General features: G+C 40.8%; 29 protein-coding genes. 3 read left to right on the top strand and 26 right to left on the bottom strand.

All coding sequences use genetic code 11. The features are described from left to right. Nucleotides 1-94 precede the first annotated feature (94 nt). Nucleotides 95-1,456, bottom strand: coding sequence for a 23S rRNA (uracil(1939)-C(5))-methyltransferase RlmD (rlmD, locus tag Q4443_RS10145; RefSeq protein WP_042902060.1), 1,362 nt, complete (start codon nucleotides 1,454-1,456; stop codon nucleotides 95-97). A gap of 37 nt (nucleotides 1,457-1,493) precedes the next feature. On the opposite strand from rlmD, the gene recX reads away from it, so the two are divergent. Both recX and Q4443_RS10135 read left to right on the top strand, forming a co-directional pair. Then, nucleotides 1,494-2,270, top strand: a complete 777-nt coding sequence (gene recX / locus Q4443_RS10140; protein ID WP_303408351.1) for a recombination regulator RecX — start codon at nucleotides 1,494-1,496, stop codon at nucleotides 2,268-2,270. Between the two features lie 88 nt (nucleotides 2,271-2,358). Next, nucleotides 2,359-2,892, top strand: coding sequence for a DUF402 domain-containing protein (locus Q4443_RS10135; RefSeq protein ID WP_000775318.1), 534 nt, complete (start codon nucleotides 2,359-2,361; stop codon nucleotides 2,890-2,892). A gap of 70 nt (nucleotides 2,893-2,962) precedes the next feature. On the opposite strand, the gene Q4443_RS10130 is transcribed toward Q4443_RS10135, so the two are convergent. The 19 genes from Q4443_RS10130 to Q4443_RS10040 form a co-directional block, all read right to left on the bottom strand. Then, on the bottom strand, nucleotides 2,963-3,730 hold the full coding sequence (locus tag Q4443_RS10130) for an epoxyqueuosine reductase QueH (protein ID WP_198464406.1): 768 nt from the start codon (nucleotides 3,728-3,730) through the stop codon (nucleotides 2,963-2,965). 137 nt (nucleotides 3,731-3,867) lie between these two features. Then, entirely contained in the window at nucleotides 3,868-5,490 is a 1,623-nt protein-coding gene (gene groL / locus Q4443_RS10125; protein ID WP_303408350.1) for a chaperonin GroEL, read from the bottom strand. Between the two features lie 15 nt (nucleotides 5,491-5,505). Beyond that, nucleotides 5,506-5,790, bottom strand: coding sequence for a co-chaperone GroES (gene groES / locus Q4443_RS10120; protein WP_000917326.1), 285 nt, complete (start codon nucleotides 5,788-5,790; stop codon nucleotides 5,506-5,508). A 308-nt stretch (nucleotides 5,791-6,098) separates the two neighbouring features. Next, complete coding sequence (locus Q4443_RS10115; protein WP_000282459.1) at nucleotides 6,099-6,494, bottom strand: single-stranded DNA-binding protein; 396 nt, start codon at nucleotides 6,492-6,494, stop codon at nucleotides 6,099-6,101. A 77-nt stretch (nucleotides 6,495-6,571) separates the two neighbouring features. Beyond that, nucleotides 6,572-7,333, bottom strand: a complete 762-nt coding sequence (locus Q4443_RS10110) for an SDR family NAD(P)-dependent oxidoreductase (RefSeq protein ID WP_303408349.1) — start codon at nucleotides 7,331-7,333, stop codon at nucleotides 6,572-6,574. Between the two features lie 41 nt (nucleotides 7,334-7,374). Continuing rightward, nucleotides 7,375-8,001 (bottom strand): YtpR family tRNA-binding protein, encoded by a 627-nt coding sequence (gene ytpR / locus Q4443_RS10105; RefSeq protein WP_303408348.1) that lies wholly within the window; start codon nucleotides 7,999-8,001, stop codon nucleotides 7,375-7,377. Nucleotides 8,002-8,010: 9 nt separating this feature from the next. Next, nucleotides 8,011-8,328 carry a thioredoxin family protein gene (locus Q4443_RS10100; RefSeq protein WP_045618132.1) on the bottom strand — a complete coding sequence of 106 codons (318 nt, stop codon included), beginning with the start codon at nucleotides 8,326-8,328 and terminating at the stop codon, nucleotides 8,011-8,013. Then, nucleotides 8,325-8,624 (bottom strand): DUF4651 domain-containing protein, encoded by a 300-nt coding sequence (locus Q4443_RS10095; RefSeq protein WP_002875970.1) that lies wholly within the window; start codon nucleotides 8,622-8,624, stop codon nucleotides 8,325-8,327. The genes Q4443_RS10100 and Q4443_RS10095 overlap by 4 nt, the downstream gene beginning before the upstream one ends. Nucleotides 8,625-8,719: 95 nt before the next feature. Continuing rightward, nucleotides 8,720-10,327 (bottom strand): CTP synthase, encoded by a 1,608-nt coding sequence (locus Q4443_RS10090; protein ID WP_303408347.1) that lies wholly within the window; start codon nucleotides 10,325-10,327, stop codon nucleotides 8,720-8,722. 330 nt (nucleotides 10,328-10,657) lie between these two features. After that, nucleotides 10,658-11,248 (bottom strand): DNA-directed RNA polymerase subunit delta, encoded by a 591-nt coding sequence (gene rpoE / locus Q4443_RS10085; protein ID WP_000418415.1) that lies wholly within the window; start codon nucleotides 11,246-11,248, stop codon nucleotides 10,658-10,660. Between the two features lie 131 nt (nucleotides 11,249-11,379). Next, nucleotides 11,380-12,957, bottom strand: coding sequence for a hypothetical protein (locus Q4443_RS10080; protein ID WP_303408346.1), 1,578 nt, complete (start codon nucleotides 12,955-12,957; stop codon nucleotides 11,380-11,382). Between the two features lie 70 nt (nucleotides 12,958-13,027). Continuing rightward, on the bottom strand, nucleotides 13,028-14,248 hold the full coding sequence (locus Q4443_RS10075; protein ID WP_303408345.1) for a DNA cytosine methyltransferase: 1,221 nt from the start codon (nucleotides 14,246-14,248) through the stop codon (nucleotides 13,028-13,030). A 127-nt stretch (nucleotides 14,249-14,375) separates the two neighbouring features. Then, nucleotides 14,376-14,837 carry a hypothetical protein gene (locus Q4443_RS10070; protein ID WP_061563655.1) on the bottom strand — a complete coding sequence of 154 codons (462 nt, stop codon included), beginning with the start codon at nucleotides 14,835-14,837 and terminating at the stop codon, nucleotides 14,376-14,378. After that, complete coding sequence (locus Q4443_RS10065; RefSeq protein WP_061563654.1) at nucleotides 14,830-15,120, bottom strand: hypothetical protein; 291 nt, start codon at nucleotides 15,118-15,120, stop codon at nucleotides 14,830-14,832. Before Q4443_RS10065 ends, Q4443_RS10070 begins: the two co-directional genes overlap by 8 nt. Continuing rightward, nucleotides 15,107-16,276, bottom strand: a complete 1,170-nt coding sequence (locus tag Q4443_RS10060) for a hypothetical protein (protein ID WP_061563653.1) — start codon at nucleotides 16,274-16,276, stop codon at nucleotides 15,107-15,109. The genes Q4443_RS10065 and Q4443_RS10060 overlap by 14 nt, the downstream gene beginning before the upstream one ends. 5 nt (nucleotides 16,277-16,281) lie before the next feature. After that, nucleotides 16,282-18,933 (bottom strand): valine--tRNA ligase, encoded by a 2,652-nt coding sequence (locus Q4443_RS10055; protein WP_303408344.1) that lies wholly within the window; start codon nucleotides 18,931-18,933, stop codon nucleotides 16,282-16,284. A gap of 37 nt (nucleotides 18,934-18,970) precedes the next feature. Continuing rightward, the gene (locus Q4443_RS10050; protein WP_080978847.1) at nucleotides 18,971-20,017 is read right to left on the bottom strand and encodes a hypothetical protein; all 1,047 of its coding nucleotides are present in this window, start codon (nucleotides 20,015-20,017) and stop codon (nucleotides 18,971-18,973) included. 12 nt (nucleotides 20,018-20,029) lie between these two features. Beyond that, a complete protein-coding gene (locus tag Q4443_RS10045) occupies nucleotides 20,030-20,599 on the bottom strand; it encodes a GNAT family N-acetyltransferase (protein WP_049519817.1) in 570 nt (189 codons plus the stop codon). A 278-nt stretch (nucleotides 20,600-20,877) separates the two neighbouring features. Continuing rightward, nucleotides 20,878-21,273 (bottom strand): helix-hairpin-helix domain-containing protein, encoded by a 396-nt coding sequence (locus Q4443_RS10040; protein ID WP_049519818.1) that lies wholly within the window; start codon nucleotides 21,271-21,273, stop codon nucleotides 20,878-20,880. 218 nt (nucleotides 21,274-21,491) lie between these two features. Here Q4443_RS10040 and Q4443_RS10035 point away from each other — a divergent pair, with 218 nt between their 5' ends. After that, nucleotides 21,492-21,797 (top strand): DUF898 family protein, encoded by a 306-nt coding sequence (locus Q4443_RS10035; RefSeq protein ID WP_001058555.1) that lies wholly within the window; start codon nucleotides 21,492-21,494, stop codon nucleotides 21,795-21,797. A 42-nt stretch (nucleotides 21,798-21,839) separates the two neighbouring features. Here the strand turns inward: Q4443_RS10035 and Q4443_RS10030 are convergent, their stop codons facing one another. The 6 genes from Q4443_RS10030 to rbfA form a co-directional block, all read right to left on the bottom strand. Beyond that, entirely contained in the window at nucleotides 21,840-22,094 is a 255-nt protein-coding gene (locus tag Q4443_RS10030; protein WP_000119707.1) for a DUF1912 family protein, read from the bottom strand. A 9-nt stretch (nucleotides 22,095-22,103) separates the two neighbouring features. Continuing rightward, nucleotides 22,104-23,438: a DUF438 domain-containing protein gene (locus Q4443_RS10025; RefSeq protein WP_303408343.1), complete on the bottom strand. Its 1,335-nt coding sequence runs from the start codon at nucleotides 23,436-23,438 to the stop codon at nucleotides 22,104-22,106. Beyond that, on the bottom strand, nucleotides 23,438-23,671 hold the full coding sequence (locus Q4443_RS10020) for a DUF1858 domain-containing protein (protein ID WP_000368739.1): 234 nt from the start codon (nucleotides 23,669-23,671) through the stop codon (nucleotides 23,438-23,440). Before Q4443_RS10020 ends, Q4443_RS10025 begins: the two co-directional genes overlap by 1 nt. A gap of 213 nt (nucleotides 23,672-23,884) precedes the next feature. Then, a complete protein-coding gene (locus Q4443_RS10015; protein ID WP_044020283.1) occupies nucleotides 23,885-24,067 on the bottom strand; it encodes a hypothetical protein in 183 nt (60 codons plus the stop codon). Between the two features lies 1 nt (nucleotide 24,068). Further along, entirely contained in the window at nucleotides 24,069-24,848 is a 780-nt protein-coding gene (locus Q4443_RS10010; RefSeq protein ID WP_125414580.1) for a hypothetical protein, read from the bottom strand. Nucleotides 24,849-24,998: 150 nt separating this feature from the next. After that, entirely contained in the window at nucleotides 24,999-25,349 is a 351-nt protein-coding gene (rbfA, locus tag Q4443_RS10005) for a 30S ribosome-binding factor RbfA (RefSeq protein ID WP_001273601.1), read from the bottom strand. Nucleotides 25,350-25,570 lie beyond the last annotated feature (221 nt).

The following is a 25,570-nucleotide window of genomic DNA, read 5'->3' as shown; positions in this document are numbered from 1 at the left end:
GGTGTCTTAACCCCTTGACCAACGGACCTGAGCTTTTCAACTCTTTCTATTATACCTACTTTTTTACCTTTGTCAAGAACTTTTTTCAGTGAATTTAATTTTTTCTTTTCTTCACTAACTTAACCACTGCTTCTGTCCGTGCAGTGTGGGGAAACATATCGACCGACTGGATATACTGGAGATCATAGACTTTTACTAGTTTAACCAAATCTCGTGCCAAGGTCGAAACATTGCAGGATACATAGACCATTTTGTCTGGAACATAGGTCAGAATGGTATCCAACAGCTTATCATCTAAACCTGTACGAGGAGGATCGACTATCAAGGCATCCGCTCGGTAGCCTTCTTGATACCAGCGTGGAATAATCTCTTCTGCTGTTCCCGCTTCGTAATGGGTATTGTCAAACCCCATTCTCTGAGCATTTCTCTTGGCATCTTCTATGGCTTCCGGAATAATGTCCATTCCTCTGAGACTCTTGACCTTATTTGCGAAGGCAAATCCGATTGTCCCAACACCGCAATAGGCATCAATCAGATGATCTTCTTCGCCAACCTCCAGTGCCTTAACTGCTTCACTATAGAGAATTTCTGTCTGCTCAGGATTAAGCTGATAGAACGCTCGAGGGGAGAGAGAAAACTCATAGTCCAGTACTCCTTCTTGAATACTCTCTTGACCCCAAATAATTTCCGTCTTTTCACCATAGATTTCACTTGTTTTTGCTGTATTTGTATTGACAGCAACCGTGACGACTTCTGGAAAATCTTTAACTAAGTCTTTTACTAGCTGGGTTAAATTAAGCTGACGATTTGTGACGATGATTATCTGGACTTGTCCTGTTTTTCTTGCTCGACGTACCATGATGGTGCGAACGCCGAGCGTTTTTCTCTCATCTGTAATTGGAATTTGGTGGTAAGTAAGAAGTTCAGCTAGGCGGTTAGCAATCACTTGGGTTTCTTTATCTTGCACCAAGCAGTCTTTTAACTCTACGAGATAATGAGAGTTTTGCGCATACAAACCTGCTTTGACCTGATTTTTAAATTTTCGAGTCTGAAATTGAAGCTTAGCACGGTAGTACTTTGGTTCCTGCATTCCGATAGTTGGACGGATTTCATAGTTTTCATATCCTGCAGGAGCAAATTTTTTCAGGGCTTGGTGGAGCAAATCCGTTTTGAACTCTAACTGTTTATCGTAGTGGAGGTGCATGATTTGGCAACCACCACATTCATTATAAATCGTACAAGCTGGTACGACTCGAAATTTAGACTTCTTATTAACCTTTAGTAATTTGGCTTCAACAAAGTTACGTTTAACAGAAGTAATCTGACAATAGATATCTTCTCCTTTGAGGGCGCCTGGCACAAAAACGAGGGTTTTCTGGTAGAAACCGATTCCCTCACCATTGATACCCATCCGCTTGATTTTTAAAGGTATTTTTTGTTTGACTTTCAGATTCATACCCCTATCTTATCACATTTTAGGGTATAATAGAACTATGAAAATCACAAAACTTGAAAAGAAAAAACGTCTCTACTTGATGGAGTTAGATGGACAGCAAACCTCTTATATCACGGAAGATACCATTGTCCGTTTTATGTTGTCTAAAGATAAGGTGATCAGCAAGGAAGAATTAATCGAGATACAGGGCTTTGCTCAGTTTTCTTATGGTAAGAATCTCGCCCTCTACCATCTATCATTTAAAGCTCGAACCGAAAAGGAAGTTCGTGAGTATCTGAAAAAGTATGATCTTGATGAAAAAATCACTAGTCAAGTTATCGCTAACCTAAAAGAAGATAACTGGATTAATGACCATCAGTATGCTTATTCCATCATCAATGCCAATCAACTTTCTGGAGATAAGGGACCCTATGTGCTAGCTCAAAAACTGTCTCAAAAAGGGATTGCCAAATCAACTATTGAAGAGGTTTTAAAGGATTTTGATTTTTCAGAGATTGCTCAACGTGTTGCAGAAAAACTGCTTAAAAAATACAATGGAAAGCTTCCCGCTCGTGCCTTGCAAGATAAGATTATCCAAAACTTAACGAACAAAGGCTTCTCCTATTCTGATGCTAAAAGTGCTTTTGATGACTTGGACAGCCAAGTCGACCAAGAAACGACTCAAGAACTCATTTTTAAAGAGCTAGACAAACAATATGCTAAGTATGCTCGAAAGTATGAAGGATACGAACTTAAACAACGTTTAACCCAAGTTTTAGCTCGAAAAGGCTATGATTTTTCGGATATAGCCAGCGCTCTCAGAGAATATCTTTAATATTTTCGTGTAAAATTCAAAAAAATTAGACCGATTTATGATATAATAGTAAACGATAAACTTATAAATTGTAGAAAGTTGGTTAGTTATGAAACTTCCAAAAGAAGGCGACTTTATTACAATTCAAAGTTATAAGCATGATGGGAGTCTCCACCGTACTTGGCGGGACACCATGGTACTAAAAACAACAGAGAACGCCATTATCGGCGTCAACGACCACACACTTGTTACCGAAAGTGACGGTCGTCGTTGGGTGACTCGAGAACCGGCTATTGTTTACTTTCACAAAAAATATTGGTTTAATATCATTGCCATGATTCGTGATAATGGGATTTCCTACTATTGCAATATGGCAAGTCCTTACTATCTAGATGAGGAAGCCCTGAAATACATTGATTATGATTTGGATGTCAAGGTTTTCACTGATGGTGAAAAGCGTCTCTTGGACGTTGAAGAGTATGAGCGCCATAAACGCAAAATGAAGTATTCTGATGATTTAGACTATATTTTGAAAGAGCATGTTAAAATCCTTGTTGATTGGATTAACAATGGACGCGGTCCTTTCTCAGAGGCCTATGTCAACATTTGGTACAAACGCTACATAGAACTAAAGAATCGGTAAAGTTGTCAAACTGGGGTGAAAACCCTGGTTTTTTTATTTGAAAAACCCAGCTTTTCAGCTGGGTTGATTTCTATATATCTAATTTAGTAACAGTAAACTTGATGTGGGAATAGTCTTTTTCAACATCCTTATCCAACAAGAAAGCCGTGGCATCCTTCTTAATCTGAACAAGATCAATATTCTGGGCTTGAGCTGCATAGACGCATCCACAATAACATTGACGATAAATATCATACTCCTCGCACATCTCCACCGAGCGCTTGTAGCCTTGGTTTTTCTTGAAATCACTTGGGAGATAGTGGGTTGTATAAATCTTTTGCACATCAATTCCGATGCTGTTGATGGTTTGAGAATTCTTATGGGGACTGATGGTCAAAGCTGAACCAAAGTAGTCAAAGCCCAAGTCCATAGCTACTTGCGCCGTTTTATCCAGACGGTAGTCAAAACAAACCTTGCAACGATCGCCGCCTTCTGGTTCTTCTTCCAGCCCTCTGACTAACTTCCGGTATTCATTGGGTTCATATGGGGCTTCTAAATACTGGACCGTATTTCCTGTTCGCTCATTGAAATCACTGACAAATTTCTTGGTGACGTAAGCTCGCTTGTGGTATTCTGCCTTGGGATGGATGTTAGAATTGGCAAAATAGATGGTCACATCCGCGTACTTGGTCAGATACTCTAGGGTGTAGGTACTACAAGGAGCACAGCAAACATGCATGAGAATAGTTGGACGTTGCTCATTTTTCTCCCAAACCTGAACCATTTTCTGCATGACACGGTCATAATTAATCTTCTGATTGAGATTCATCTTGCTCAGAATTTCTTCTACATCGATCATGTTCTTCTCCTTCTTCTAGTCTTATTTTATCATATAAGTTAGGAGAGCTCAAATCTATTTAGAAGTGAATATCATAAAAAGGAGGGATGCTCATTCCCTCCTTTTGTGTTTTTTATGAATTGCTTAGTATAAACAGCTTACATCATCCCGCCCATCATGCTTGGATCCATGGCTGGAGCTGGGGCTGCTGGTTCTGGTTTATTGGCTACGACTGCTTCTGTTGTTAAAATCAAGCTAGCTACAGAGGCTGCATTTTGAAGGGCTGAACGGCTCACTTTCACTGGGTCAATGATTCCTTCTTCAATCATGTTGACCCATTCGCCAGTTGCTGCGTTGAAGCCTATACCAAGTTCAGCATTCTTCAAGCGGTCAATAACAATAGAACCTTCGAATCCCGCATTGTGGGCGATTTGGCGAACAGGTTCTTCCAAGGCACGAAGAACAATATTGCGTCCTGTCGCTTCATCTCCTGTCAATTCCAAATCAGCAACGGCTGGACTGACATTGGCAAGAGCAGTTCCACCACCTGCAACGATTCCTTCTTCAACGGCTGCACGAGTAGCGTTGAGGGCATCTTCGATGCGGAGTTTCATTTCTTTCAACTCAGTTTCAGTTGCAGCTCCGACCTTGATGACTGCGACACCACCTGACAATTTAGCCAATCGTTCTTGGAGTTTTTCACGGTCGAATTCAGAAGTTGTGGTTTCGATTTGTGACTTGATAACTGCAACACGGTGACAAATAGCTTCAGGATTTCCAGCACCTTCTACGATAACAGTGCTATCTTTGTCCACAGTTACTCTAGCTGCTTGACCAAGCGCCTCAATTGTCGCATCTTTCAATTCAAGACCAAGATCTTCTGTGATGACTGTTCCTCCTGTCAAGATAGCGATGTCTTCTAACATAGCCTTACGACGGTCACCGAAGCCAGGTGCTTTGACAGCTACGACATTGAAGGTTCCACGAATCTTGTTCAATACAAGAGTCGGAAGAGCTTCACCATCCACATCATCTGCAATAATCAAGAGAGGACGGTTGCTTTGAAGAATACTTTCTAGAAGTGGCAAGATTTCTTGGATATTTGAAATCTTCTTGTCAGTAATCAAAATGTATGGATTTTCAAGGTCCGCCACCATTTTTTCGCTATCTGTCACCATGTACTGTGATAGATAACCGCGGTCAAACTGCATTCCTTCTACGACTTCAAGCTCTGTTTCCATACCACGTGATTCTTCAATAGTGATGACACCATCTTTACCAACTTTTTCCATGGCTTCAGAGATGTATTCGCCGACTTTCTCAGAACGAGAAGATACGGCAGCAACTTGAGCGATGGCTTCTTTATTAGCAACTGGAATAGCATTGTTTTTCAAGGCTTCTACAGCTGCGGCAACTGCTGCTTCAATCCCACGACGGATACCGATTGGGTTGGCACCCGCAGTGACGTTTTTGATTCCTTCGCGGACGATAGCTTGGGTCAAGACAGTTGCAGTTGTCGTTCCGTCACCTGCGATATCATTGGTTTTTGAAGCTACTTCTGATACCAATTTGGCACCCATATTTTCAAAATGGTCTTCCAACTCGATTTCTTTGGCAATGGTCACCCCGTCATTGGTAATCAATGGTGAGCCAAATGATTTTTCCAACACAACATTACGACCTTTTGGTCCCAAGGTTACTTTGACAGTGTCTGCAAGGATATCGACACCACGGACCATAGCTGAACGAGCATCAGATGAAAATTTAATTTCTTTTGACATACTTACTTTCTCCTTCTATTCTTCAATGATAGCCAAGATGTTAGCTTCGCCAACGATGATGTACTTCTCATCGCCATCTTTGACATCAATACCAGCGTGGGCTTCAACTAAGACACGGTCTCCAGGCTTAACACTTGGAGCAACCAAGTCACCGTTCAAGGTACGAACCCCTTGTCCAGTAGCTACAACTTGGGCTGTTTTTGTTTTTTCTTGGGCTGAGCCCGCAAGGACAAAGCCTCCAACAGTTTGTTCTTTTTCTTCGATTTTTAAGACCACACGGTCTCCTAATGGTTTCAACATCTGTTTTCCTCCATGATGAAATACATATCATTAGCACTCTTTATATATGAGTGCTAATTCATAGTTCTATTGTATCACTTGGTCAGAAATAGTCAAGAAAAAAGTCTGACTTTGGCAAGATAAAAAGTCTGACACCAACTCAGACTTTTCAATGTTTATACTCAATGAAAACCAAAGAGCAAACTAGGAAGCTAGCCGCAGGTTGCTCAAAACACTGCTTTGAGGTTGTAGATTAGATTGACGAAGTCAGTTACCTATACCCACGGCAAGGTGATGTTGACGTGGTTTGAAGAGATTTTCGAAGAGTATTAAAATGGCAATTCTTCCTCTTCCAAAACCAAGTCTGCCAAATCCTGTCCAGCGTTATTTTCACGCATAGCACGTTGGGCGCGGCTTTCCAAAAGTTGGAATCCTGTGGCAAGGACTTCAGTCACATAGTTCATCTGGCCATTTTTCTCAAAGCGACGGGTACGAAGTTCTCCATCCACAGAGATAAGACTACCTTTAGTTGCGTAGCTTGCCAAGGTTTCAGCCAATTTCCCCCAAAGAACCAAATTGACAAAATCAGCTTCACGTTCCCCGTTTTGGTCTTTGTAACGACGGTTCACAGCGATAGTTGCTCGCGCCACTGACTTGTCGTTGTTTGTTTTGTGCAATTCTGGTGTAGACGTCAAGCGCCCGATCATGATAACTTTATTATACATATTTTCTTCCTCCTACTTATCTATTCGTAAGGAATCAAAAAAAGTTACAGAAATTTGTAACTTTTCGAGAAAATTTTTTATTTTTTATGAACCATGAAACCTGTCGCCTGTTGATTGGCCATAATGGTCATATCTGTAATCTGCACACGACGGGGCTGATTGGTCACATAGACCACTGTATCTGCAATATCCTGAGCTTGCAAGGCTTCGATCCCCTGATAAACCGTCGCAGCCCGCTCTTTGTCACCATGAAAACGAACTGTAGAGAAATCTGTTTCGACAATCCCTGGTTGAATGGTGGTCACCTTGATATCCGTTGCGATGGTATCAATTCGCAGGCCATCTGAAAAAGTCTTAACTGCTGCCTTGGTGGCTGAGTAAACAGCTGCCCCAGCATAGGCATAAATTCCTGCGGTCGATCCCATATTGATAATATGCCCCTGATTGACTTTTACCATAGAAGGCAAGAAACAGCGAGTGACTGCCATCAAACCCTTGACATTGGTATCCAACATGATCAGCATATCCAACTCTTCATAGTCCTGATAGGGAGCCAAGCCAAGAGCTAGTCCAGCGTTATTGACCAAGATATCAATCTGCCCTATCGTTTCCAAAATATCGGAGCAGACAGTCTTTACCATAGCCATATCCGTCACATCCAGTGGAAAGGTCCAAACTGTTTGATTTGGAAACGTTTCTGCAAACTCTGACTTGAGGGTCTCTAGTCTGTCTGTCCGTCGCCCTGTTAGAACGACATTCTCCCCCTGCTCCAGATAAGCACGCGCAATCGCTTCACCGATTCCTGAGGTCGCTCCTGTAATCACTACATTTTTCGCCATCTTATCCCCCTCTATCTGGTCTATCAAATACCGACAATTTCCTAGGCAGTCCAGTGTTTGGCTGGGTCAAATGGAGTTCCAACAGCTTGGTCTTCTGATAATTCAATAACACCACGTTTTTGCGGAGCATTTGGCAAATGCAACTCACGAGGGCTGCACATCATGCCAAAACTCTTTTCACCGCGAAGTTCGCCTGGGAAAATGAGATTGCCTTTTGGCATCATCGCCCCAGGAAGAGCCACAATGGTTTTCAACCCAACACGCGCATTAGGTGCTCCTGCCACGATTTGCACTGTCTTGTCACTTGCGACTGCAACTTGGCAGATGTTGAGGTGGTCACTATCTGGATGAGCTACCATCTCGATAATCTCACCGACAACAAACTTAGGTTCTTTGTCATTGACAATCTCTTCTGCAAAGCCTTCCGCTCGCAATTCTTGGTTCAAACGTTCTACTTGTTCATCTGTCAAAAAGACTTGACCACGCTCTGCAATTTCAAACAAACTTGAAATTTCGAAAATATTCCAAGCTACTGTTTCCCCATTTTCTTTGAAGAAAACACGGGCTACCTTGCCTTTGCGCTCCACGTCTAGTTTGGCATCTCCGCTGTTTTTCACGATGACCATAAGGACATCGCCAACATGCTCTTTATTATATGTAAAAATCATTCTTTTCTCCTATTTCAGTTCTGCTAAAAAGTCGTTAATTTGTTGCTTGCTTTTACGGTCACGATTGACAAATCGGCCGATTTCCTTGTCCTTTTCTAGCACAACAAGACTAGGAATGCCGTACACATCCCAGAGTTTAGCCAGATCCAGATACTGGTCTCGGTCCACTCGAATAAAGGTGAACTCTGGATTGGTCTCCTCAATCTCTGGCAAGGCTGGATAGATATAACGACAATCGCCACACCAGTCCGCCACAAAAAGGAAGACCTTCTTGCCATCTTGCTCTACAAAACCTGCTAGTTCTTCTATACTATTGGGAGTAATCATAAGACTTCCTCCTCATAGACTAGGTCTTCATTTTCATAGACAAAGGTATAGTGACGACCATCCTCGAAAATGACTCCTCCGACGAGTCGCTCTAGACTACTTTCGTAGACTTGAACATAGAGAGTCGCAATCTCACCCATATCTGAGAAAAGTTCGCGCACGATAGCGGTCAACTCTTCTTGAGTCTTCATAAGTTTGTGGTTATCTGCTGCTTTTTTAGCCCCTAAAGCAAGGGCACTTAGACCAGCCACAGTCAAGCCAGTCATCCATAATTTCTTAGCTTTCATACCATTCATTGTAACACAAAAAGGGCTCTAGGACAAATAGGGAAGCCGTATAGGAGCAAGGCAATTAAAAACCTCTGAGATTATTCTCAGAGATTAGAAGATAACTAGTTGCTATTTTCAACTGCTGCAGTGACAAAGGCTGTGTAGAGTTCCTCTGGACGGTTTGGACGGCTGGAAAGTTCAGGGTGATACTGACAAGCTACAAAGAATTTATTTTCAGGAATTTCCACAATTTCTACCAAACGATTGTCTGGAGAAACTCCTGAGAAGACAAAACCTGCTGCCTCAAACTGTTCACGAAAGGCGTTGTTAAACTCATAACGGTGACGGTGACGGCGTTGCACCACTTCTTGATTATGATAAGCAGCCGCTGCTTTAGAGCCACGTTTCAACTTAGATGGATAAAGTCCCAAACGAAGGGTGCCACCCATATCCTCAACATCAACCTGATCACGCATAATATCAATGATAGGGTATTTTGTATCTGGTGCAAGTTCTGCAGAATTGGCACCTTCAAGACCTAAAACGTGACGAGCAAACTCGATACAAGTCAACTGCATTCCCAAGCAGACACCCAACATTGGAACATCATTTTCACGCGCATAACGGATGGCTTGAATTTTTCCTTCCGTACCACGTTGGCCAAAACCTCCTGGTACGATGATTCCGTCCGCATCAGACAAGAGTTCTGCCACATTCTCTACTGTCACATCATTGGCGTTAATCCAATTAATCTTCACTTCTGCGTCGTTGGCATAACCAGAGTGTTTCAAGGCTTCAACCACTGAGATGTAGGCATCTTGCAACTCCACATACTTACCGACAAGGGAAATCTTGACATGTTTTTTCAGGTTCATGACCTTGTCCACCATGGCTGACCATTCTGTCATATCCGCTACTGGTGCGTCTAATTTCAAATGGTCACAAACAATTTGGTCCATGCCTTGTGCCTGCAAGTTCAATGGAATTTGGTAAAGGTGTTCAACATCCAAAGACTCGATAACAGCTTCTGGAGCTACGTCACAAAACTGAGCTAGTTTGTTTTTAATTCCTTGACCAGCTGGTTTTTCTGTACGAATGACCAACATATTTGGCTGGATTCCCAAACCACGCAATTCTTTTACAGAATGTTGAGTTGGCTTGGTCTTCATCTCACCAGCAGCCTTGAGATATGGAAGCAAGGTTGTATGGATGTACATGACATTATCTGCACCCACATCTGCCTTCATCTGACGAAGAGCTTCTAGAAATGGCAAGGACTCGATATCCCCAACAGTTCCACCAACCTCTGTGATAATGACATCAGAGTCAGTCGTTAGAGCAGCACGCTTGATTTTTTCTTTCAAAGCATCTGTAATATGAGGAATGACTTGAACAGTTGCGCCAAGGTATTCGCCACGGCGTTCCTTACGAAGAACTTCACTGTAAATTTTACCAGTTGTCACGTTAGAATATTTGTTAAGATTGATATCGATAAAACGTTCATAGTGACCCAAGTCCAAATCTGTCTCAGCACCATCATCTGTCACAAAGACTTCCCCGTGCTGGTAAGGACTCATGGTTCCCGGATCGATATTGATATAAGGGTCAAACTTCTGAATAGTCACTTTTAGACCACGATTTTTCAAGAGACGACCCAGACTTGCTGCGACAATCCCTTTCCCAATAGACGATACCACACCACCAGTTACAAAAATATATTTCGTAGACATAGATTCCTCTTTCTAAAATGCTCAAGGTCTTGTTAACTACGAGGGGAGATAGAAAACAAGACCCTTATGAATAACGACATTTCAAGAAAACTTCCTGAAAAAACAAAAATAGCCCCCTAGTAACTAGGGAGCCCCGACCTCTAAAAGAGGTGCCCGAACAATATAATATCTCAAAGCAGAACATTTGTCAACCCGAATTGGTAAAACATGAAAATAAGAAGATTACTTTCAGAAAACCAACTAAAGATCCACTTCCAAACGGATGTATCACTCAACTACTTTGCCCAAGCAACAAAAAAGGAGATCAGGCGATCTCCTCTGTGAAGTCTTTTACTCTTCTTCACTCGTTTCAGCATCATCGTCAGAAAACTCGTCGTCTTCTTCGTTGAGATCCACGTCTTCGCCCAAGTCATCAGGAGCGATTTCGTTGATTTCTGCATCGTAAGCTTCCACTTCATTTTTCTCATCATCTGGATTTTCATCATCATATGAAAGAGCTGGATCTGCTTCGTATGCATCTTCGTCTTCTGGATCATCCGCATTGTAGTCAATGGCATCTGAATCACCATCCATAAAGGCATTGACACGTTTTTTCTTAGCTTTTGGTGCTACTTCATCGTCGTCACTTTCTTCAAGAGCGATGATTTCTTCGTCGATTTCGTCTACACCATACCATGAACGAAGACCCCATTTGTTGTCTCCAAGAGAGATGAAGCTACCGTCAAAGTTCAACTCTGTGTAGAACAAAGGTAAAGCTTCGCGGATATCGCTGTTTGATGTTCCAAGGTAGTTTTGAATTTCGTTTACAAGATCGCTAAAATGCATCTCATGATCGCGACCACGAAGTTCCAAGATAGCACGCGCTACCTCAATCATAGATAGTTCACTTTTTTCTTGCCCAGCAAATACTTCTAATTCCAAAGCGTTTCTCCTCATTTTTACTACTATCGCCAGAGCGAACAGACTCTGACCTCATTTTATCATGTACTCTTTATTGTACGATAATTTTGCGGAATAGTCAAAGGTTAAATGGGATAAAGTGACAGGACTTTTTATTTCTTTGCTGCCCAGCCGATGGAATCGTGAGGTGGGTTTTCGGTATCAATCCAGATGAATTCGATCCCGATTTCCCCATTTTTAAACTTGGTCAAACGAATACCATTGATTTCCAGCTCATTGAGTCGTTGACCTGTCAAGACTTCTCGTTCCTTCAACTGAAAAACACCACGCAAAATCCACTTCCCAAGAATTTCTTGCTTATCAGTTGACTGAATCGCCTTACCAGCTTCTTGATTTATATAGGCATTAATGACATCACCAGAAGGTAAGAATCTTAGTTTAAAGGTTCTTTCCTCTTTGGATAGAGCTAGTTTTTTAGTCCCAGGTTCAAAAGTCCCAAATCCAGGTCCAAAGAAGTCGGGCCTTTCGTCATGGAAGTTCTTGGAGTCGGGTAGGGGAATGTAAACCTCGCTAACTGGACGATATACAAGTTGTTCAATTTCTTTAATGAGTTTTTCATTGCCAGTATTGCGGACGAAGTTAATCAAGTCCTCACGAATCGCCTTCATCTGAACTTTTTCTTCCTTGCTAGTCCATTTTTTCAAGAGGATTTCCTCTAAAGATAAAGTCACAAAAGCTAGTTCTTCTGGAGCCAGACTGTCCTTAAATTTTTCCTGAATCTTTAAAATTCGTGGCAGACGGTCTTTTTTGGCTAGTTTTGATCCGCCGTTAAAGGCATTGAAGCCAGAGTTTTCTTCTACATTTCCGTGTTTGTCTGTGATTACCCAAGACACCGTTTCTAAGATATCGGATTGTTCCTTTTCAGCTGTTAGCAAATGAAGATTTTCAAAGAGAGAAAAAGGATCTTCTATGTAATGAACATCCCAAGTGTCTACCACAATGTCTTTATTATTAAAAGTCATGTGAAGCTGGCTATCAGCTGCCGTGTACTTGTAATGGTGTTGTCCATCCGTAAATCGGAAATTGGTAGGATTATTTTTAGTTGTTGATCCTTCAATGACTAGATTATCAATATCGACTGGTAAATAAGTCGTCTCACCGACAAAAATCCTAGGATTTTCTCCCTTTGGTGTTGGCATCAGAACGTGGTAAACAGCTTCAACATTGACCGAATCCGAGTTGAAACCCTTGATTTGTGCCTTAGAGGACTCAATTCTCTGGTTTCTTAAAGTCGCAATCTTTCGCGCCAACTCTTCATAGCGCTGATAGTTTTCCTTGTCTGCTGACTCTTTATCTGTTGAAATATCCGCATGAAACTTGATATCACCCAACAAGTCCGTCCAAGATTGAGAATCTTTCTTGAACTGAGCGATTTTTTGATCTCCCGAATTAATCCCAAAAGACTTGATACCCACTAGGTATTTATGATTTTCATCCACAACGACGGAAGCATCATAGGAAGTATTGGCGATATCTTCCCCAACGGCATTAAAGGCTTTTTGAAAAACAGTCTCCTGAAATTTGGAGTTAACGATAGGAGCAACATAATTCTCTGTTTGTCCTTCATCTTCGGATTCAGCCTTCTGAGAGAAAGCTTGGCTCAAGCTAGCGAAGTTGGTAATTAAGGTTTTGTATTTTTCTTTTTGTTCAGATTTTAGATGTTCCCACATAAGCACCCTCTTTTCTATTTTCAGTATATCAAAAGAAGATTAGTTTTTCACTAATCCTCTTATATATTCGTTAATTAATACTGTAAAATTCGAGTTTGCCTTGTTTTTTAACAAGTCTCAAATACTCTTCATCTGACAAAACGGCTAAACCATCGTCATAAGCCTTGATTTTTTCAAGAGCTTGGTCATAGCTATCCACAAATTCCTTGACATAGGATTGTCCTTCAAATTGACCGTTCATCTTAGTGTAGATAATGGCGAATTTTCCTGAACGGTCAAGTTGAGATTGCCCTTGGCTTTCATTTAAGGCCTTGGCAACATTCTCCGCGATGCGTTTAATCACGGGCACAACCACGCTGTTTCCAGCTTGTTTGTAGAGCTGACCGTTAGAAACACCTTCTGGGATTTTAAAGGATTTAGGGTAACCTTGAACGTTAAAGGTTTCTTTCGGTGTCAGCTTCCGAATCTCACCACTGTCTGTCAAAATCAATGGAACGTTGTGTCCACCTGTTCCCATATTGGCTGTCAAGGTAGGAACAACACCGTTTTTGTTTTCACGGACATACTGACGGCGCCACTGGTAAACCGTATCTTGACTGGTCACTTCGAATTTCAACTGATCATAGAAATTTTGCTTACCTTCACGGTAGTAGTAGACCTCGTCTAGCTTATCACCAAAGTTAATAACATCCTGAAGACTCGTTGTCAGCTTGATTTCCTCTGGGAATTCAAACAAGTCATAGGCTTCTTTGGTATCAAAACCAACGATGTAGATCCGTTCACGGTTTTGTGGGATATTTCCATAGTCTTTCCCATTGAGAACCTTCCACTTGATGAAGTAGTTGTTCTCCGTCAAGGCTTCACGAATAACCTTGAAGGTATTGCCATGGTCATGGCCGACCATGTTCTTGACGTTTTCGATGAAAATGGCACGGGGTTTACGCCCCTCGATCATGCGAAGCAATTCGAAGAAAAGATCGCCACGATCATCATCAAAGCCCTTGCGGTAACCCGCAATACTAAAGGCCTGACAAGGGAACCCTCCCATAATCACATCCACGCGCTCAGCCGGAATTTCTTCCGGCTGCACCGCATGAATATCACGACTATCCAAATGCGTATTTGGATAATTTAAACGATAAGTCTGACGCGCATACTTATCAAATTCATTGGCATACACCACTCTGAACTCGTTGGTTTGTTCAAATCCCAACTCAATTCCCCCAACACCTGAGAAGAAAGCTGCAATGTTGTACTTCTCAGGTCGGTTCGAACTTACAGAATTTGTCATGTAGTAACCTGCTTTCTGTTTTTTATCAATATAAATTTTCGTAGAAAATCTTTTAGAATTTTCTACGATAATAGTACTGCTCTCTTGGTACCGAATGTAAATCATCTTTATGTTTTTGATTTATATTCTAGATCTTTTTATTTTGAAATTTATTATTCAAAATGCGATATAGTGCTTCCATTTTTTTTAGTGATTTATTCTGAAAAATTTCAAATTTTTGTTTGTCCCTAACTGTATTTAACTCTGCTATATAAAAATCTTCAGTGTTTACTAAAAAGTTAATAAATTTATCATAAAAAGTTTTATCAATGTATTTATAAGGCATAGATTGCTCTCTCAAATCTAGCAATAAATCCACCATTCCATTTATTCCAGTTATCTTATTATTTTCTCGATCAAAATCAATGCTTGACTCGGCTTTAGGAATTATTTTTTTCATATAACTATAATAAATATCTTGAAAAAATTTAGCATCTGACTCTCGTTTTAATTTTTTGTTCTCAATATAAACAGAGGTGACCAAAGATATAATCGAAATAATTATTGCTATAGTAGCTAAAATATCTGTCAGGCTTATTGAATTATTCATTCACAAATCCTCTCCAAAATTGTTTTTCAAAACCTTTTGTTTCTGAAACAATTTGATATTTATTTCTTACGTATTCATAACCAAATCTCTCAAGATCTTCTGATAATAATCCTTGAGCAAAAGAAGAACCTACGGTCTCAATATATCTTGGGAATACTAATATTACTTTACTTTCATCCTTTGCTTCATTTTTAACTTGTTTATCGAAAACATTAATACCAAATGATCTACCATACAAACCTATCAAAGTTTTATCTTCAAATTCAAGTTCAATTCTCTTCATTCGATTCCTCCAAAATAAAATTTAAATTATAAGCTACTCCTGGAAATTCAACACTACTCTTTCCTACAATTGAATCATCCGGAGGAGAGTTTAAGAACCCGTCTTTATTGAAACCAATAAAACCATCAGAGTCTATCATCAAAAACTCTTTTTTAAAGTGAATAGTTTCTCTTCCACTCATTAGATAGCAATAATCTAAATGACTATACTTCTGCACTGATTTTATCAGATCCGTGCAACCTTTACCTCCATTGCTGAAAGCATTTTTTCTACCTGAGACTTTGTCTTGTAGTGAAGCTATAATCCAAAACATCTCACTATAATACGACTTGCAAAAGAAACTCTTATGTATTTCATATGCCTTTGAAACTTCAATATAAGGTGTTTTTTCAATTTTATTATTTACAACCTTCTCTTTAACTTTATCACCGAAATAAGTATTTGAGAAATTGAGAATTGAGACATTAAAACCACCAAATTTCCCTTCTCTTTTATTATGAGAAAAATTATGAGTAATATCTATATCAATAAGACAGTCACTCTCTCCATGTTCTTGAGCATTACCCACCATTTCACTTACTGTACTAGATAAGCTCAATATTAGATCTTGACTATACTCAATACCTTGGTTTCGCAATAGACTTATTAAATCACTTCCCAATCGTGATACAGCCATGCTATCGTAAGCAGAAACCCATCTCCTATATCTTCCGCTCTGACATAAATCAAATTGCTTAAAAAAACGTTCTTTTGCCTTTTTAAAGTTAGCTTCATATTGTTTATGATAAAGATTTAGATATTTCAGTGGAGAGTTTTCTATTCCTTTTGTATCAATACTTGATTCTGGAATTATTTTAATCTGAACAGGGTAACCTAAAATAAGTAGATGATAAATTATACATTCAAAGATAATATAAGTCAATTTATCTGTAATTCTAATTTCACCAATATTAAATTCAATTTGCAATTTAATATTCCTATTGATAATAGTTCCAGAAAAATCAATTATATCAGCTATAAGATTATCACCAAATTCTTCATATCTTTTGTTAAAACTGAAAAATTTTTTCCCTGATTTGTTTTTAATAATAGGGGTCTTTACTTTTTTAAACTTACTAAAAAGCAATGATATATTTCTATTATTTACAGTATTCATAGTTATTATTTAACCAGCTTCTTCATCTCATCAATACGTGCTACGGTTGCGTCGTATTTTGCTTGGTAGTCGGCTTGTTTGTCGCGTTCTTTTTGGACGACTTCTGGTTTGGCATTGGCTACGAAGCGTTCGTTAGAGAGCTTCTTAGCGACCATATCCAGTTCTTTTTGCCACTTAGCCAATTCCTTGTCGAGACGAGCCAATTCTTCTTCGACGTTGAGGAGGTCTGCCAGTGGCAAGTAGATTTCTGCTCCTGTGATGACACTTGACATAGCCAGTTCAGGTGCAGGGATGGTTGATGCGATTTCCAAGTGTTCTGGATTTGTGAAGCGTTTGATGTAGTTGACATTGCTGTTAAAGAAGGCTTCCAAGTCGCTATCGCTTGTCTTCACAAGGATGGTGATTGGCTTGCTTGGTGCAACGTTTACTTCCGCACGCGCATTACGAACGGCACGGATCAAGTCTTTGAGGCTTTCGACACCAGTGTGGGCAACGAGGTCTTCAAAGGCTGGGTTGACAGTTGGGTATGCTGCTGTAACGATAGAGCCTTCTGAGATTTGTCCAAAGATTTCCTCTGTCACAAATGGCATGATTGGGTGAAGGAGACGAAGGATCCTGTCCAAAGTATAAAGGAGAACAGAACGTGTGATGACTTTCTCTTCTTCGTTATCGCTATAAAGGACTTCCTTGGTCAACTCAACGTACCAGTCCGCAAACTCGTCCCAGATGAAGTTGTAGAGGATGTGCCCAGCGACACCAAACTCAAACTTATCAAAGTTTTCAGTGACTTTTCCAATCGTTTCATTGAGGTTGTGGAGAATCCAACGGTCAGTGACATTTCCAGCTTCCTTGTTAACAACTTTTTCCACATTAGCAGTTGCTTGCTCAAGAGTCAATCCTTCATTGTTCATGAGGATGTAGCGAGAGATGTTCCAAATCTTGTTAATGAAGTTCCATGAAGCATCCATTTTCTCATAAGAGAAGCGCACGTCTTGGCCTGGTGCAGAACCGTTTGAAAGGAACCAACGAAGGGCATCGGCACCGTATTTCTCGATGACATCCATTGGGTCAATCCCGTTACCGAGAGATTTAGACATCTTACGTCCTTGCTCGTCACGGATAAGACCGTGGATCAGGACGTTTTGGAATGGCTGACGACCAGTGAATTCCAATGATTGGAAAATCATACGAGACACCCAGAAGAAGATGATGTCGTAACCTGTTACCAAGGTTGAAGTTGGGAAGTAACGTTTGAAGTCTTCTGAGTCGACATCAGGCCAGCCCATGGTTGAGAATGGCCAAAGGGCAGAACTGAACCAAGTATCCAAAACATCTTCGTCCTGAGTCCATCCGTCACCTTCTGGAGCTTCTTCACCGACGTACATTTCACCCTCGGCATTGTACCAAGCAGGGATTTGGTGACCCCACCAGAGCTGACGAGAGATTACCCAGTCATGGACATTTTCCATCCATTGAAGGAAGGTATCGTTGAAACGAGGTGGGTAGAATTCTACCTTGTCCTCTGTGTCTTGGTTGGCAATGGCATTTTTAGCCAATTGGTCCATCTTAACGAACCATTGCGTAGACAAGCGTGGCTCAACTACAACACCTGTACGTTCTGAGTGACCAACACTGTGGACACGTTTTTCGATTTTAACGAGGGCACCGATTTCTTCCAACTTAGCAACGACTGCCTTACGAGCTTCAAAACGATCCATGCCTGCAAATTCGAAGGCTAAGTCATTCATGGTTCCGTCATCGTTCATGACGTTGACTTGTGGCAAGTTGTGACGTTGACCAACCAAGAAGTCATTTGGATCGTGGGCAGGCGTGATTTTCACGACACCAGTACCAAACTCAGGATCTGCGTGTTCATCCCCAACGATTGGGATGAGTTTATTAGCGATTGGAAGGATGACGTTTTTACCGATCAAGTCCTTGTAGCGTGAGTCTTCTGGATTGACTGCAACCGCAACGTCCCCAAACATGGTCTCAGGACGAGTAGTCGCCACTTCAAGGGCGCGTGAGCCATCTTCTAGCATGTAATTCATGTGGTAGAAGGCACCTTCGACGTCCTTGTGGATCACCTCGATATCAGAAAGGGCTGTGCGAGCTGCTGGGTCCCAGTTGATGATAAACTCACCACGGTAGATCCAGCCTTTTTTGTAAAGGTCCACAAAGACCTTACGAACCGCTTTTGACAAACCTTCATCAAGGGTGAAACGCTCACGAGAGTAGTCTACAGAGAGCCCCATCTTGCCCCATTGTTCCTTGATGGTAGTGGCATATTCGTCTTTCCATTCCCAGACTTTGTCGAGGAATTTCTCACGGCCCAGGTCATAACGGGTAATGCCCTCACCACGCAAACGCTCCTCAACCTTAGCCTGAGTCGCAATCCCCGCGTGGTCCATACCTGGAAGCCAAAGCGTGTCGAAACCTTTCATGCGTTTTTGACGGATGATGATATCTTGCAAAGTTGTGTCCCAAGCGTGACCGAGGTGGAGTTTCCCAGTTACGTTTGGTGGTGGAATCACGATAGAATAAGGCTTAGCCTTTTTATCGCCAGAAGGCTTGAAAACATCCGCATCAAGCCATTTTTGGTAACGACCAGCCTCAACTTCGGCTGGATTGTATTTAGGTGAAAGTTCTTTAGACATGTGTGTTCTCCTTAATTATTAGTTTCCTAATTAGCTTCTATTTTAATTTCTTATTTAGTTTCTTGCGTATTTTTATCTGTTCTTTTTTTAGTTTATTAACATCTTCTTTTGTTATATTATATTTTATATCCCATAATTTTTGTTTCAATCTATAATTTAAATTGTAAATTTCGTAATATTTTAACTCTAAATCAGTCCTATTTTTTTCTATCTTTTTTATTTGAGAAATATATTTATAGTCTATATTAAAAATTTGATAAATTAACAAAAGTTCGGAAGAAATTATAATTAACATAAAAATTAACAGGAAGATATTTACCAGAAAATTCAATTTAAATAGATTATAAAAATTCAATAGAATAAATATTAAATAAAGTGAATAAAGATGAGGCGATACAAACCCAACTAAGGAGGTTAGTATTAAAATAGTTTTTTCTTTAGGCGAATCAGAATTGAGTTTAGATAGCAATTTTATTAGGGACGGTTGCAAAAATAAAAGAATAACTGAAAATAATGATAAATACATATTTACTTCATTATTCACATTTCCCGCCCAAAATAACATTATTAAGTTTAGAATTATCAATCCCCATCTTAAAAAATTCCATAAGAAATTATTATTAATTCTAACCTCATTTTTTGAACGTTCCCAATCATATTTCAAGAGTAACCTTAGATACTGAATGAGTTTTTGCGATTTTTCTTCTGAGTAATCAAAATCATTTAAAAGATCCCAAATATGTCCATCTTTCATGTAATACTCATTAGTATATTTAATATTTCTACAATAGCCATATGGATTGATTTGTGTTCTAAGACAATTTACTGCAGACTCCCTATTTTCTCCATTTAGCAAATCAACAATTATTAACTTTATGCTTTTTCTCCATTCAGAGCGTTCTTTAGTAATATAATCAAGTTGATTTCTTTTACTATTATTAGCGAAAACTAAAATTGCACTCAAGATAGCCCCTAGACCAGCTCCACTAATTAGAGTAATAATCTGGCTTATTTCCAATCTTCTAACCTCGCTTTCGAAATTTTTCAACACATCCCAACTGTTCGATTTTCTCGAACAGTTCAACTAACAGTTTCTTTAACGTTGGCCTTGAGCTTCCCACTCATTCCTCAGCAAGCCATATATGAGACTGTCACAGCGATTCCCTTGGGCATCTTTGCGGTCTCGAATGCGAGCTTCGAGGGTAAAGCCTAATTTTTCAGCGACTCGTTGACTTTGGACATTGTAACCAAAACAAGTTAGTTCAATCTTGTGTAGGTTCAATTCTTTAAAAGCTAAATCAATCAAGGTACGTGCCGCTTCCGGAACATAACCTCGACCCCAATAGTCTGGATGTAAGATATAGCCAATCTCCAAGACATCATCCTCGTGACGACGAGGGAAATCAACAGAGCCGATGATAGTATCGGTCCCTTTAACCACTATGCCGTAACCAGCTGGGAGATTGTCCTTTTCATTGCGCTCGGGCAGAATATGCTCCAGATAATAAATCTCATCTTCCAAGGTCTTGACGGGCGGAAAACCTGCTGGATAGGAAACTTCTGGCCTACTGGCATAGTCAAAGATATCCACAACATCAGGCACGGAACGGACTCGCAAGACCAGACGCTCGGTCTCTATTCGTTCTGGCAACTCTGCTCTTGTCATCCTTCTACCTCGCTTTCTACAAAAAATCGCCCCTGCCATCTACATGACAGGGACGAATGTGCTTATCCGCGGTACCACCCAATTTCGGGCAGATGCCCGCAACTCTCGTCTTTAAAACAAAAAGACAATATTATTTCATTTTTCATCCATCAGCAACCAGTTTTGACACATTTGTGGACTTCTCAGCACCGCCACTTTCTGTAAAATGTGAGATTCAAAACACCTCTAATGGCTCTATTGTAGCAAGTTTTTCTCGGAAATGCAAGGGGCAAGAAAGATTACTTGAAGCTGATTCCGTGCTCTTTTAATTTCTTAATGGTAGCTGGGCCGATTCCTTTCAAGGCAAGGAGTTCTTTTTCAGTCCAATTTTTAAAGTCAGCAGCCGACTTGATGCCTTCATCATAGAAAGTCTTAGCACGATCTACTGAGAGGCCACCCAAAGTAGCTGCGAAATCTTCTACTGAATTGGCTACTTTTTGAGCTTGTTCCTTGGTCGCTTCTACTGCTTGTTCCACTTTTTTAGAGACAACTTTTCCTGCTTGACTGGCAGATTTTTCTGCGTGTTTCACGACTTTTTTGGTCTCTTCGACAACTTTGGTCACCGTATTTGAAAAGGCACCTGAGCGACGAAGGCTATTTCGCAATTGTTTTTTACGTTGGAGTTTCTTTGACATGATAAAATCCTTTCAATAAAAAATCCCTGCTCTGACAAGGATTTAATAAAGATATTCTATCAAGATTTTGGGAAAAAATCAAGAAAGGAAATAAGATTCCCCTTAAAAATCTAGCCGTTTTTTCCTTTCAAACTAGTTTGACAATGATTCGACTTCTTGATAAAATATGCAGTAATGTGCAAGACTGATTCACGTAAAAAGCTGATAAGGAGAACAATATGAATAACGAAAGTTACTTTGACGGTGGTCTTTTGAGCTACGTTGGACATGCTATCCTAGCCATGCTTATCATGGGCTTTACTGTTGGAATCGCTACGCCATGGGCAGTTTGCATGATGCAAAACTGGAAGGTTAAGCACACTGTCATCGATGGACGTCGCCTTTATTTTGACGGAACAGGTTCTCAATTATTCGGGAACTGGATCAAGTGGTTCTTGCTCACCATCATCACCTTGGGCATCTATTCATTCTGGTTGCATATCAAAATGGAACAATGGATCACCAAACACACACATCACGTATAAACAGAAAAAGTGCGTTCATACGCACTTTTTGATTTGTAACGATTAGTAGTTTCGCTCACCAAACAAGCCCTCTGGCAAATCATGAAATCCCTTGCCTGCTTTGAAATTTTCAAACTTACCAAGCAAGAACTGATAAGCATCCAAGCGGCTTTCGTAGCGAATCATGGCATCTTTGGCACGCTCGTCTTGGTCTTCTTCGTAGACTTTTTGACTTTCCTTGTGCGCCATGTCGTTAATCATGATCTGGGTATTGACCCAGGCCTCAAATTCCTTCATAAATTCCTGTTCGTAACTCATTGATTCTCCTTATTCTAATCCACGGAAGTAGTCCGTATCAATCTCACGATAGGGCTGGATATCCTGAACATACTCCAACACGCCTTGGAATTCCCCGTTTTCATCGTGTACCGCAGCATAGGTGATGTGAACAAACTTGCCTCGCGACTCTGACTTGAACCACATTTCATACTTGTCCTTGACCCCTTCACGAAGACCTTTCATAACGGCCTTCACCTTGTCTAAGTACTTGGGCGGATGACAGAGTTCAACATTGCGCCCAACTTGGGACGGTGTCCGTTTGAAAATCATCTCATCGGAAGGCGTATTGTCATTGTAATACTGAAAAATATCGTCTTTATTGACAAAGGTAATCTCCATAGGGAGATGATTGAGGATGAGGTTGGCCTGCTCGACGGAGAGATAGCCATTGCCAAAAGCCTGTTGACTATGACGGTCCAGCACCGCTTCCTTTTCCTTAGGGGTAAAGGTAATAGTAAACTGGCCTTCAGGCGTATTGATGACTTGCTGAACTTGACCTTCAGCCGTGTCTAGCTGCACGGGCTCCTCTGCACTTTTTTCCGCAACGAAACTCTGTCGCTCTGGCACCCATTTCTCTGACGGACGGATAATGGCATAGCCGTAGGCATCGCTCTCCTCCGCAATCTGAATCCAGTCATCCTGAGTAAAGGACTCAAGAAGAATCATGAGGAGGATGGACTCTTCCTTGAAAATCATACTTTCAAACTCTGTCGCAAAAGCTTCAAAAGCTTCTTTTACTTTGCTAATTGGCACTTCTGGTAGTGACTTGGCCGTCGCTAGAGCTGTCTGAAAGAGTTCTCTGATCTGATCATCCACTCCCCACATAACTTTTGGAGGTGAATCGTGTCCATAACGCTCCATGATGGGGAAAAAGAGCTCTTCCTTGCGCTGGTAGTGGATGTCAAATTGCCCCAAAAGTCCCATTTGACGGACCAAGCCCTTGCGCATCTCTGCAAGCATTTCCTCGTCTTCCATAGACTCATAGGTATCTAACAGTCTCCGAATGCGAATCAAGGCTGCACGGAGAGCCAGATTTTCATCCTTGAAAACGCGAACGGGGTGGCCGGGATGCTCGGTATCCTGTACTTCGACACCCTTAACAGCATTTTTAAAAAGATTGGCATGGACATCACAGAGCTCCATGACATCTTCAAAGGTGACACCTGAGTCTGAGTTCATCAGCTCGTGTTCCATGAGGGAAATCTCGATGGCTGAAACACCCGTAAAGGTCGCATCAAAACGCTCCTGAACTGACTCAGGAGAGGCGCCATTGTGCAATTCTAACAAAATATCCCGTAGGATATGAATCCGTTCATCTGCCATTAGTCTAATCCAATCACTTCGTAACCATTCGCTTCCAGTGTGCGGACAATCTTGTCCATAGGAGTTCCTTCAAGCTTAGAACCCTGTTTGAGCGATACCTTGCGACCGACTGTATTGCGCATCAAGGGATTAGCAAGTGGTTTAAAACCCAGCTCCACTAGAATTTCTAAGACTTCTGGATGCTTGTCCACCACTTCTGCAACGGGAATTGACACATCGATGATATTGTCCATGACGACCTCCATGTATGTTCTAATACTCAATGAAAATCAAAGAGCAAACTAGGAAGCTAGCCGCAGGCTGTACTTAAGTACGGCAAGGTGAAGCTGACGTGGTTTGAAGAGATTTTCGAAGAGTATAAAATGATTTTACTGCTTATATTATACCATATGGGGAGAGATTAAAAAACTAGCAGAAGAGTTCCTGCTAGTTTCTTTCATTTCAAGTTATTCCTTATCATCTGGTTTTGCGAGCCACTGGGCTACATCCATCAACTTGTCAGCAAGCAGTACTTTCCCGAAACCTACTAAAGCATTATCGTCTTTTTTCATGTTCTTCAGTACTTTGATGCTTTGCATCACAAAAAAGTAATTCCCGTAAGTCTTGGCTAGAATTTTAATGAATCCCATATTACTCTCCTTCGATGATTTCGACCTCTTTTCGGATAGTATCAACGTCTCTTTGATATTGCACTTCATTGTAGTTGACTAGCTTGGACAATTCCTGTTGCAATCTTTCTCCCATCGGTTTCATGGTCGCAAAGGTTAAGCCCCCAGAAATGACTCCACCTAGGATAGGGATCACTTTCCCCATCCCTTTAGCTAGGCCTCCTTTTGTCAGATTGACACCAAAAATTTTCAAAACTTTTTCTAAAATTGGATACCAAAGAGTTTTTGTCAAGGCTTTCTTGTTCACTACTTTTATGACTTGCTTGGCTACTGTCACACCACCTGATCGAAGTAGGGCACCTGCGCCATTTACTCCCAGCATCACACCGAGATACAGTAGGAGTGTGTTTTTAGCTTCCTCGCTTAACTCATTGCGCGATGCCCAGAGATCATCAAATCCGTAAATATACCCTAGTTCTTGAGCTAATTTCAATGAAAAAGCATAAAACTGGGCTACGTCTGTCGGGATAGTGATCGCCATGACAATCCCTCCAGGTAGACCTGCCAAAACCGAAGTTCCACTGGCTAACAGGACATTGTCCTTAATACAGGCCTTGGCCACTCGATCCAAGCTTTCTTGAGGCAACAAAGAAGTCGGTCCTTGTTCAATCAAAGTTGGAATATCCTTACGGTCTAATTCCTTTGAAAACTTTTCTACTAAAAATTTCTCTCGATCAACTTTGACCACGGGTAATTTTACCACTTGTTGCAGCACTTGCATAGCTATATCTTGTTTAGCCATATATCTCTCCGTTTTTCATTTATATCAAGCTTTATCATATCATACTATTTGAAATTTACAAATTTTTTAAACTGATTTTTATCAGATAGATACGTAGTCAAATAGCAATGATCATACTCTGGCAACAAAAAAGAGGGTTGCCCCTCTTTCTTAGTTCTTATCCAGATTGCGTAGCATCTCGTCAATCTTATTTCCATATTCGATGGACTCATCTTTGACGAAGGTCAAATCTGGGATTTTGTACAATTTCAAATTGCGACCAAGTTCACGTTTGATGGTACCAGTTGCTTTTTCAAGCCCGATTTGAGCTTTTTGATTATCTGAAGCAAGGTTACTCAAAATGGTGTAGTAAACCTTGGCAACAGACAAGTCACCCAGCATCTGAACATCTGTGATGGTCACACCTTGGACACGCGGATCACGGACCTTCTTTTGCAAAATCTCATTGACTTCACGCTTGATTTCCATGCCCACACGATCCGTACGGAAATGATTTGCCATGATATTCCTTTCTCTACTTTGAACCAAAAGCTAGGCCAGCAGACCTAGCTATTTTTAAATTTATTGATTTTCAGTTCAAATTGAAACGAAGTGCAATTTGAACTCATTCGCTTCTTTCGCTGTGGTGAAAGTGATAGAACTGTTTTATCAGTCCTATCACAGGGGATTTTTGAGACACTAGGCTCAAAAATAAGCAATGAAACCATCGGTTTGCTTGCGTC

Origin of the sequence: Streptococcus sp. GP0011, from assembly GCF_030546305.1 — a bacterium.
Taxonomy (GTDB): domain Bacteria; phylum Bacillota; class Bacilli; order Lactobacillales; family Streptococcaceae; genus Streptococcus.
This window is presented reverse-complemented; position numbering and strand designations above follow the sequence as displayed.

Coding starts and splice junctions, on each gene's coding strand:
- rlmD (WP_042902060.1), bottom strand. CDS start 1,456: ATGAATCTGAAAGTCAAACAAAAAATACCTTTAAAAATCAAGCGGATG.
- recX (WP_303408351.1), top strand. CDS start 1,494: ATGAAAATCACAAAACTTGAAAAGAAAAAACGTCTCTACTTGATGGAG.
- Q4443_RS10135 (WP_000775318.1), top strand. CDS start 2,359: ATGAAACTTCCAAAAGAAGGCGACTTTATTACAATTCAAAGTTATAAG.
- Q4443_RS10130 (WP_198464406.1), bottom strand. CDS start 3,730: ATGATCGATGTAGAAGAAATTCTGAGCAAGATGAATCTCAATCAGAAG.
- groL (WP_303408350.1), bottom strand. CDS start 5,490: ATGTCAAAAGAAATTAAATTTTCATCTGATGCTCGTTCAGCTATGGTC.
- groES (WP_000917326.1), bottom strand. CDS start 5,790: ATGTTGAAACCATTAGGAGACCGTGTGGTCTTAAAAATCGAAGAAAAA.
- Q4443_RS10115 (WP_000282459.1), bottom strand. CDS start 6,494: ATGTATAATAAAGTTATCATGATCGGGCGCTTGACGTCTACACCAGAA.
- Q4443_RS10110 (WP_303408349.1), bottom strand. CDS start 7,333: ATGGCGAAAAATGTAGTGATTACAGGAGCGACCTCAGGAATCGGTGAA.
- ytpR (WP_303408348.1), bottom strand. CDS start 8,001: ATGATTTTTACATATAATAAAGAGCATGTTGGCGATGTCCTTATGGTC.
- Q4443_RS10100 (WP_045618132.1), bottom strand. CDS start 8,328: ATGATTACTCCCAATAGTATAGAAGAACTAGCAGGTTTTGTAGAGCAA.
- Q4443_RS10095 (WP_002875970.1), bottom strand. CDS start 8,624: ATGAATGGTATGAAAGCTAAGAAATTATGGATGACTGGCTTGACTGTG.
- Q4443_RS10090 (WP_303408347.1), bottom strand. CDS start 10,327: ATGTCTACGAAATATATTTTTGTAACTGGTGGTGTGGTATCGTCTATT.
- Q4443_RS10080 (WP_303408346.1), bottom strand. CDS start 12,957: ATGTGGGAACATCTAAAATCTGAACAAAAAGAAAAATACAAAACCTTA.
- Q4443_RS10075 (WP_303408345.1), bottom strand. CDS start 14,248: ATGACAAATTCTGTAAGTTCGAACCGACCTGAGAAGTACAACATTGCA.
- Q4443_RS10070 (WP_061563655.1), bottom strand. CDS start 14,837: ATGAATAATTCAATAAGCCTGACAGATATTTTAGCTACTATAGCAATA.
- Q4443_RS10065 (WP_061563654.1), bottom strand. CDS start 15,120: ATGAAGAGAATTGAACTTGAATTTGAAGATAAAACTTTGATAGGTTTG.
- Q4443_RS10060 (WP_061563653.1), bottom strand. CDS start 16,276: ATGAATACTGTAAATAATAGAAATATATCATTGCTTTTTAGTAAGTTT.
- Q4443_RS10055 (WP_303408344.1), bottom strand. CDS start 18,933: ATGTCTAAAGAACTTTCACCTAAATACAATCCAGCCGAAGTTGAGGCT.
- Q4443_RS10045 (WP_049519817.1), bottom strand. CDS start 20,599: ATGACAAGAGCAGAGTTGCCAGAACGAATAGAGACCGAGCGTCTGGTC.
- Q4443_RS10040 (WP_049519818.1), bottom strand. CDS start 21,273: ATGTCAAAGAAACTCCAACGTAAAAAACAATTGCGAAATAGCCTTCGT.
- Q4443_RS10035 (WP_001058555.1), top strand. CDS start 21,492: ATGAATAACGAAAGTTACTTTGACGGTGGTCTTTTGAGCTACGTTGGA.
- Q4443_RS10030 (WP_000119707.1), bottom strand. CDS start 22,094: ATGAGTTACGAACAGGAATTTATGAAGGAATTTGAGGCCTGGGTCAAT.
- Q4443_RS10025 (WP_303408343.1), bottom strand. CDS start 23,438: ATGGCAGATGAACGGATTCATATCCTACGGGATATTTTGTTAGAATTG.
- Q4443_RS10020 (WP_000368739.1), bottom strand. CDS start 23,671: ATGGACAATATCATCGATGTGTCAATTCCCGTTGCAGAAGTGGTGGAC.
- Q4443_RS10015 (WP_044020283.1), bottom strand. CDS start 24,067: ATGGGATTCATTAAAATTCTAGCCAAGACTTACGGGAATTACTTTTTT.
- Q4443_RS10010 (WP_125414580.1), bottom strand. CDS start 24,848: ATGGCTAAACAAGATATAGCTATGCAAGTGCTGCAACAAGTGGTAAAA.
- rbfA (WP_001273601.1), bottom strand. CDS start 25,349: ATGGCAAATCATTTCCGTACGGATCGTGTGGGCATGGAAATCAAGCGT.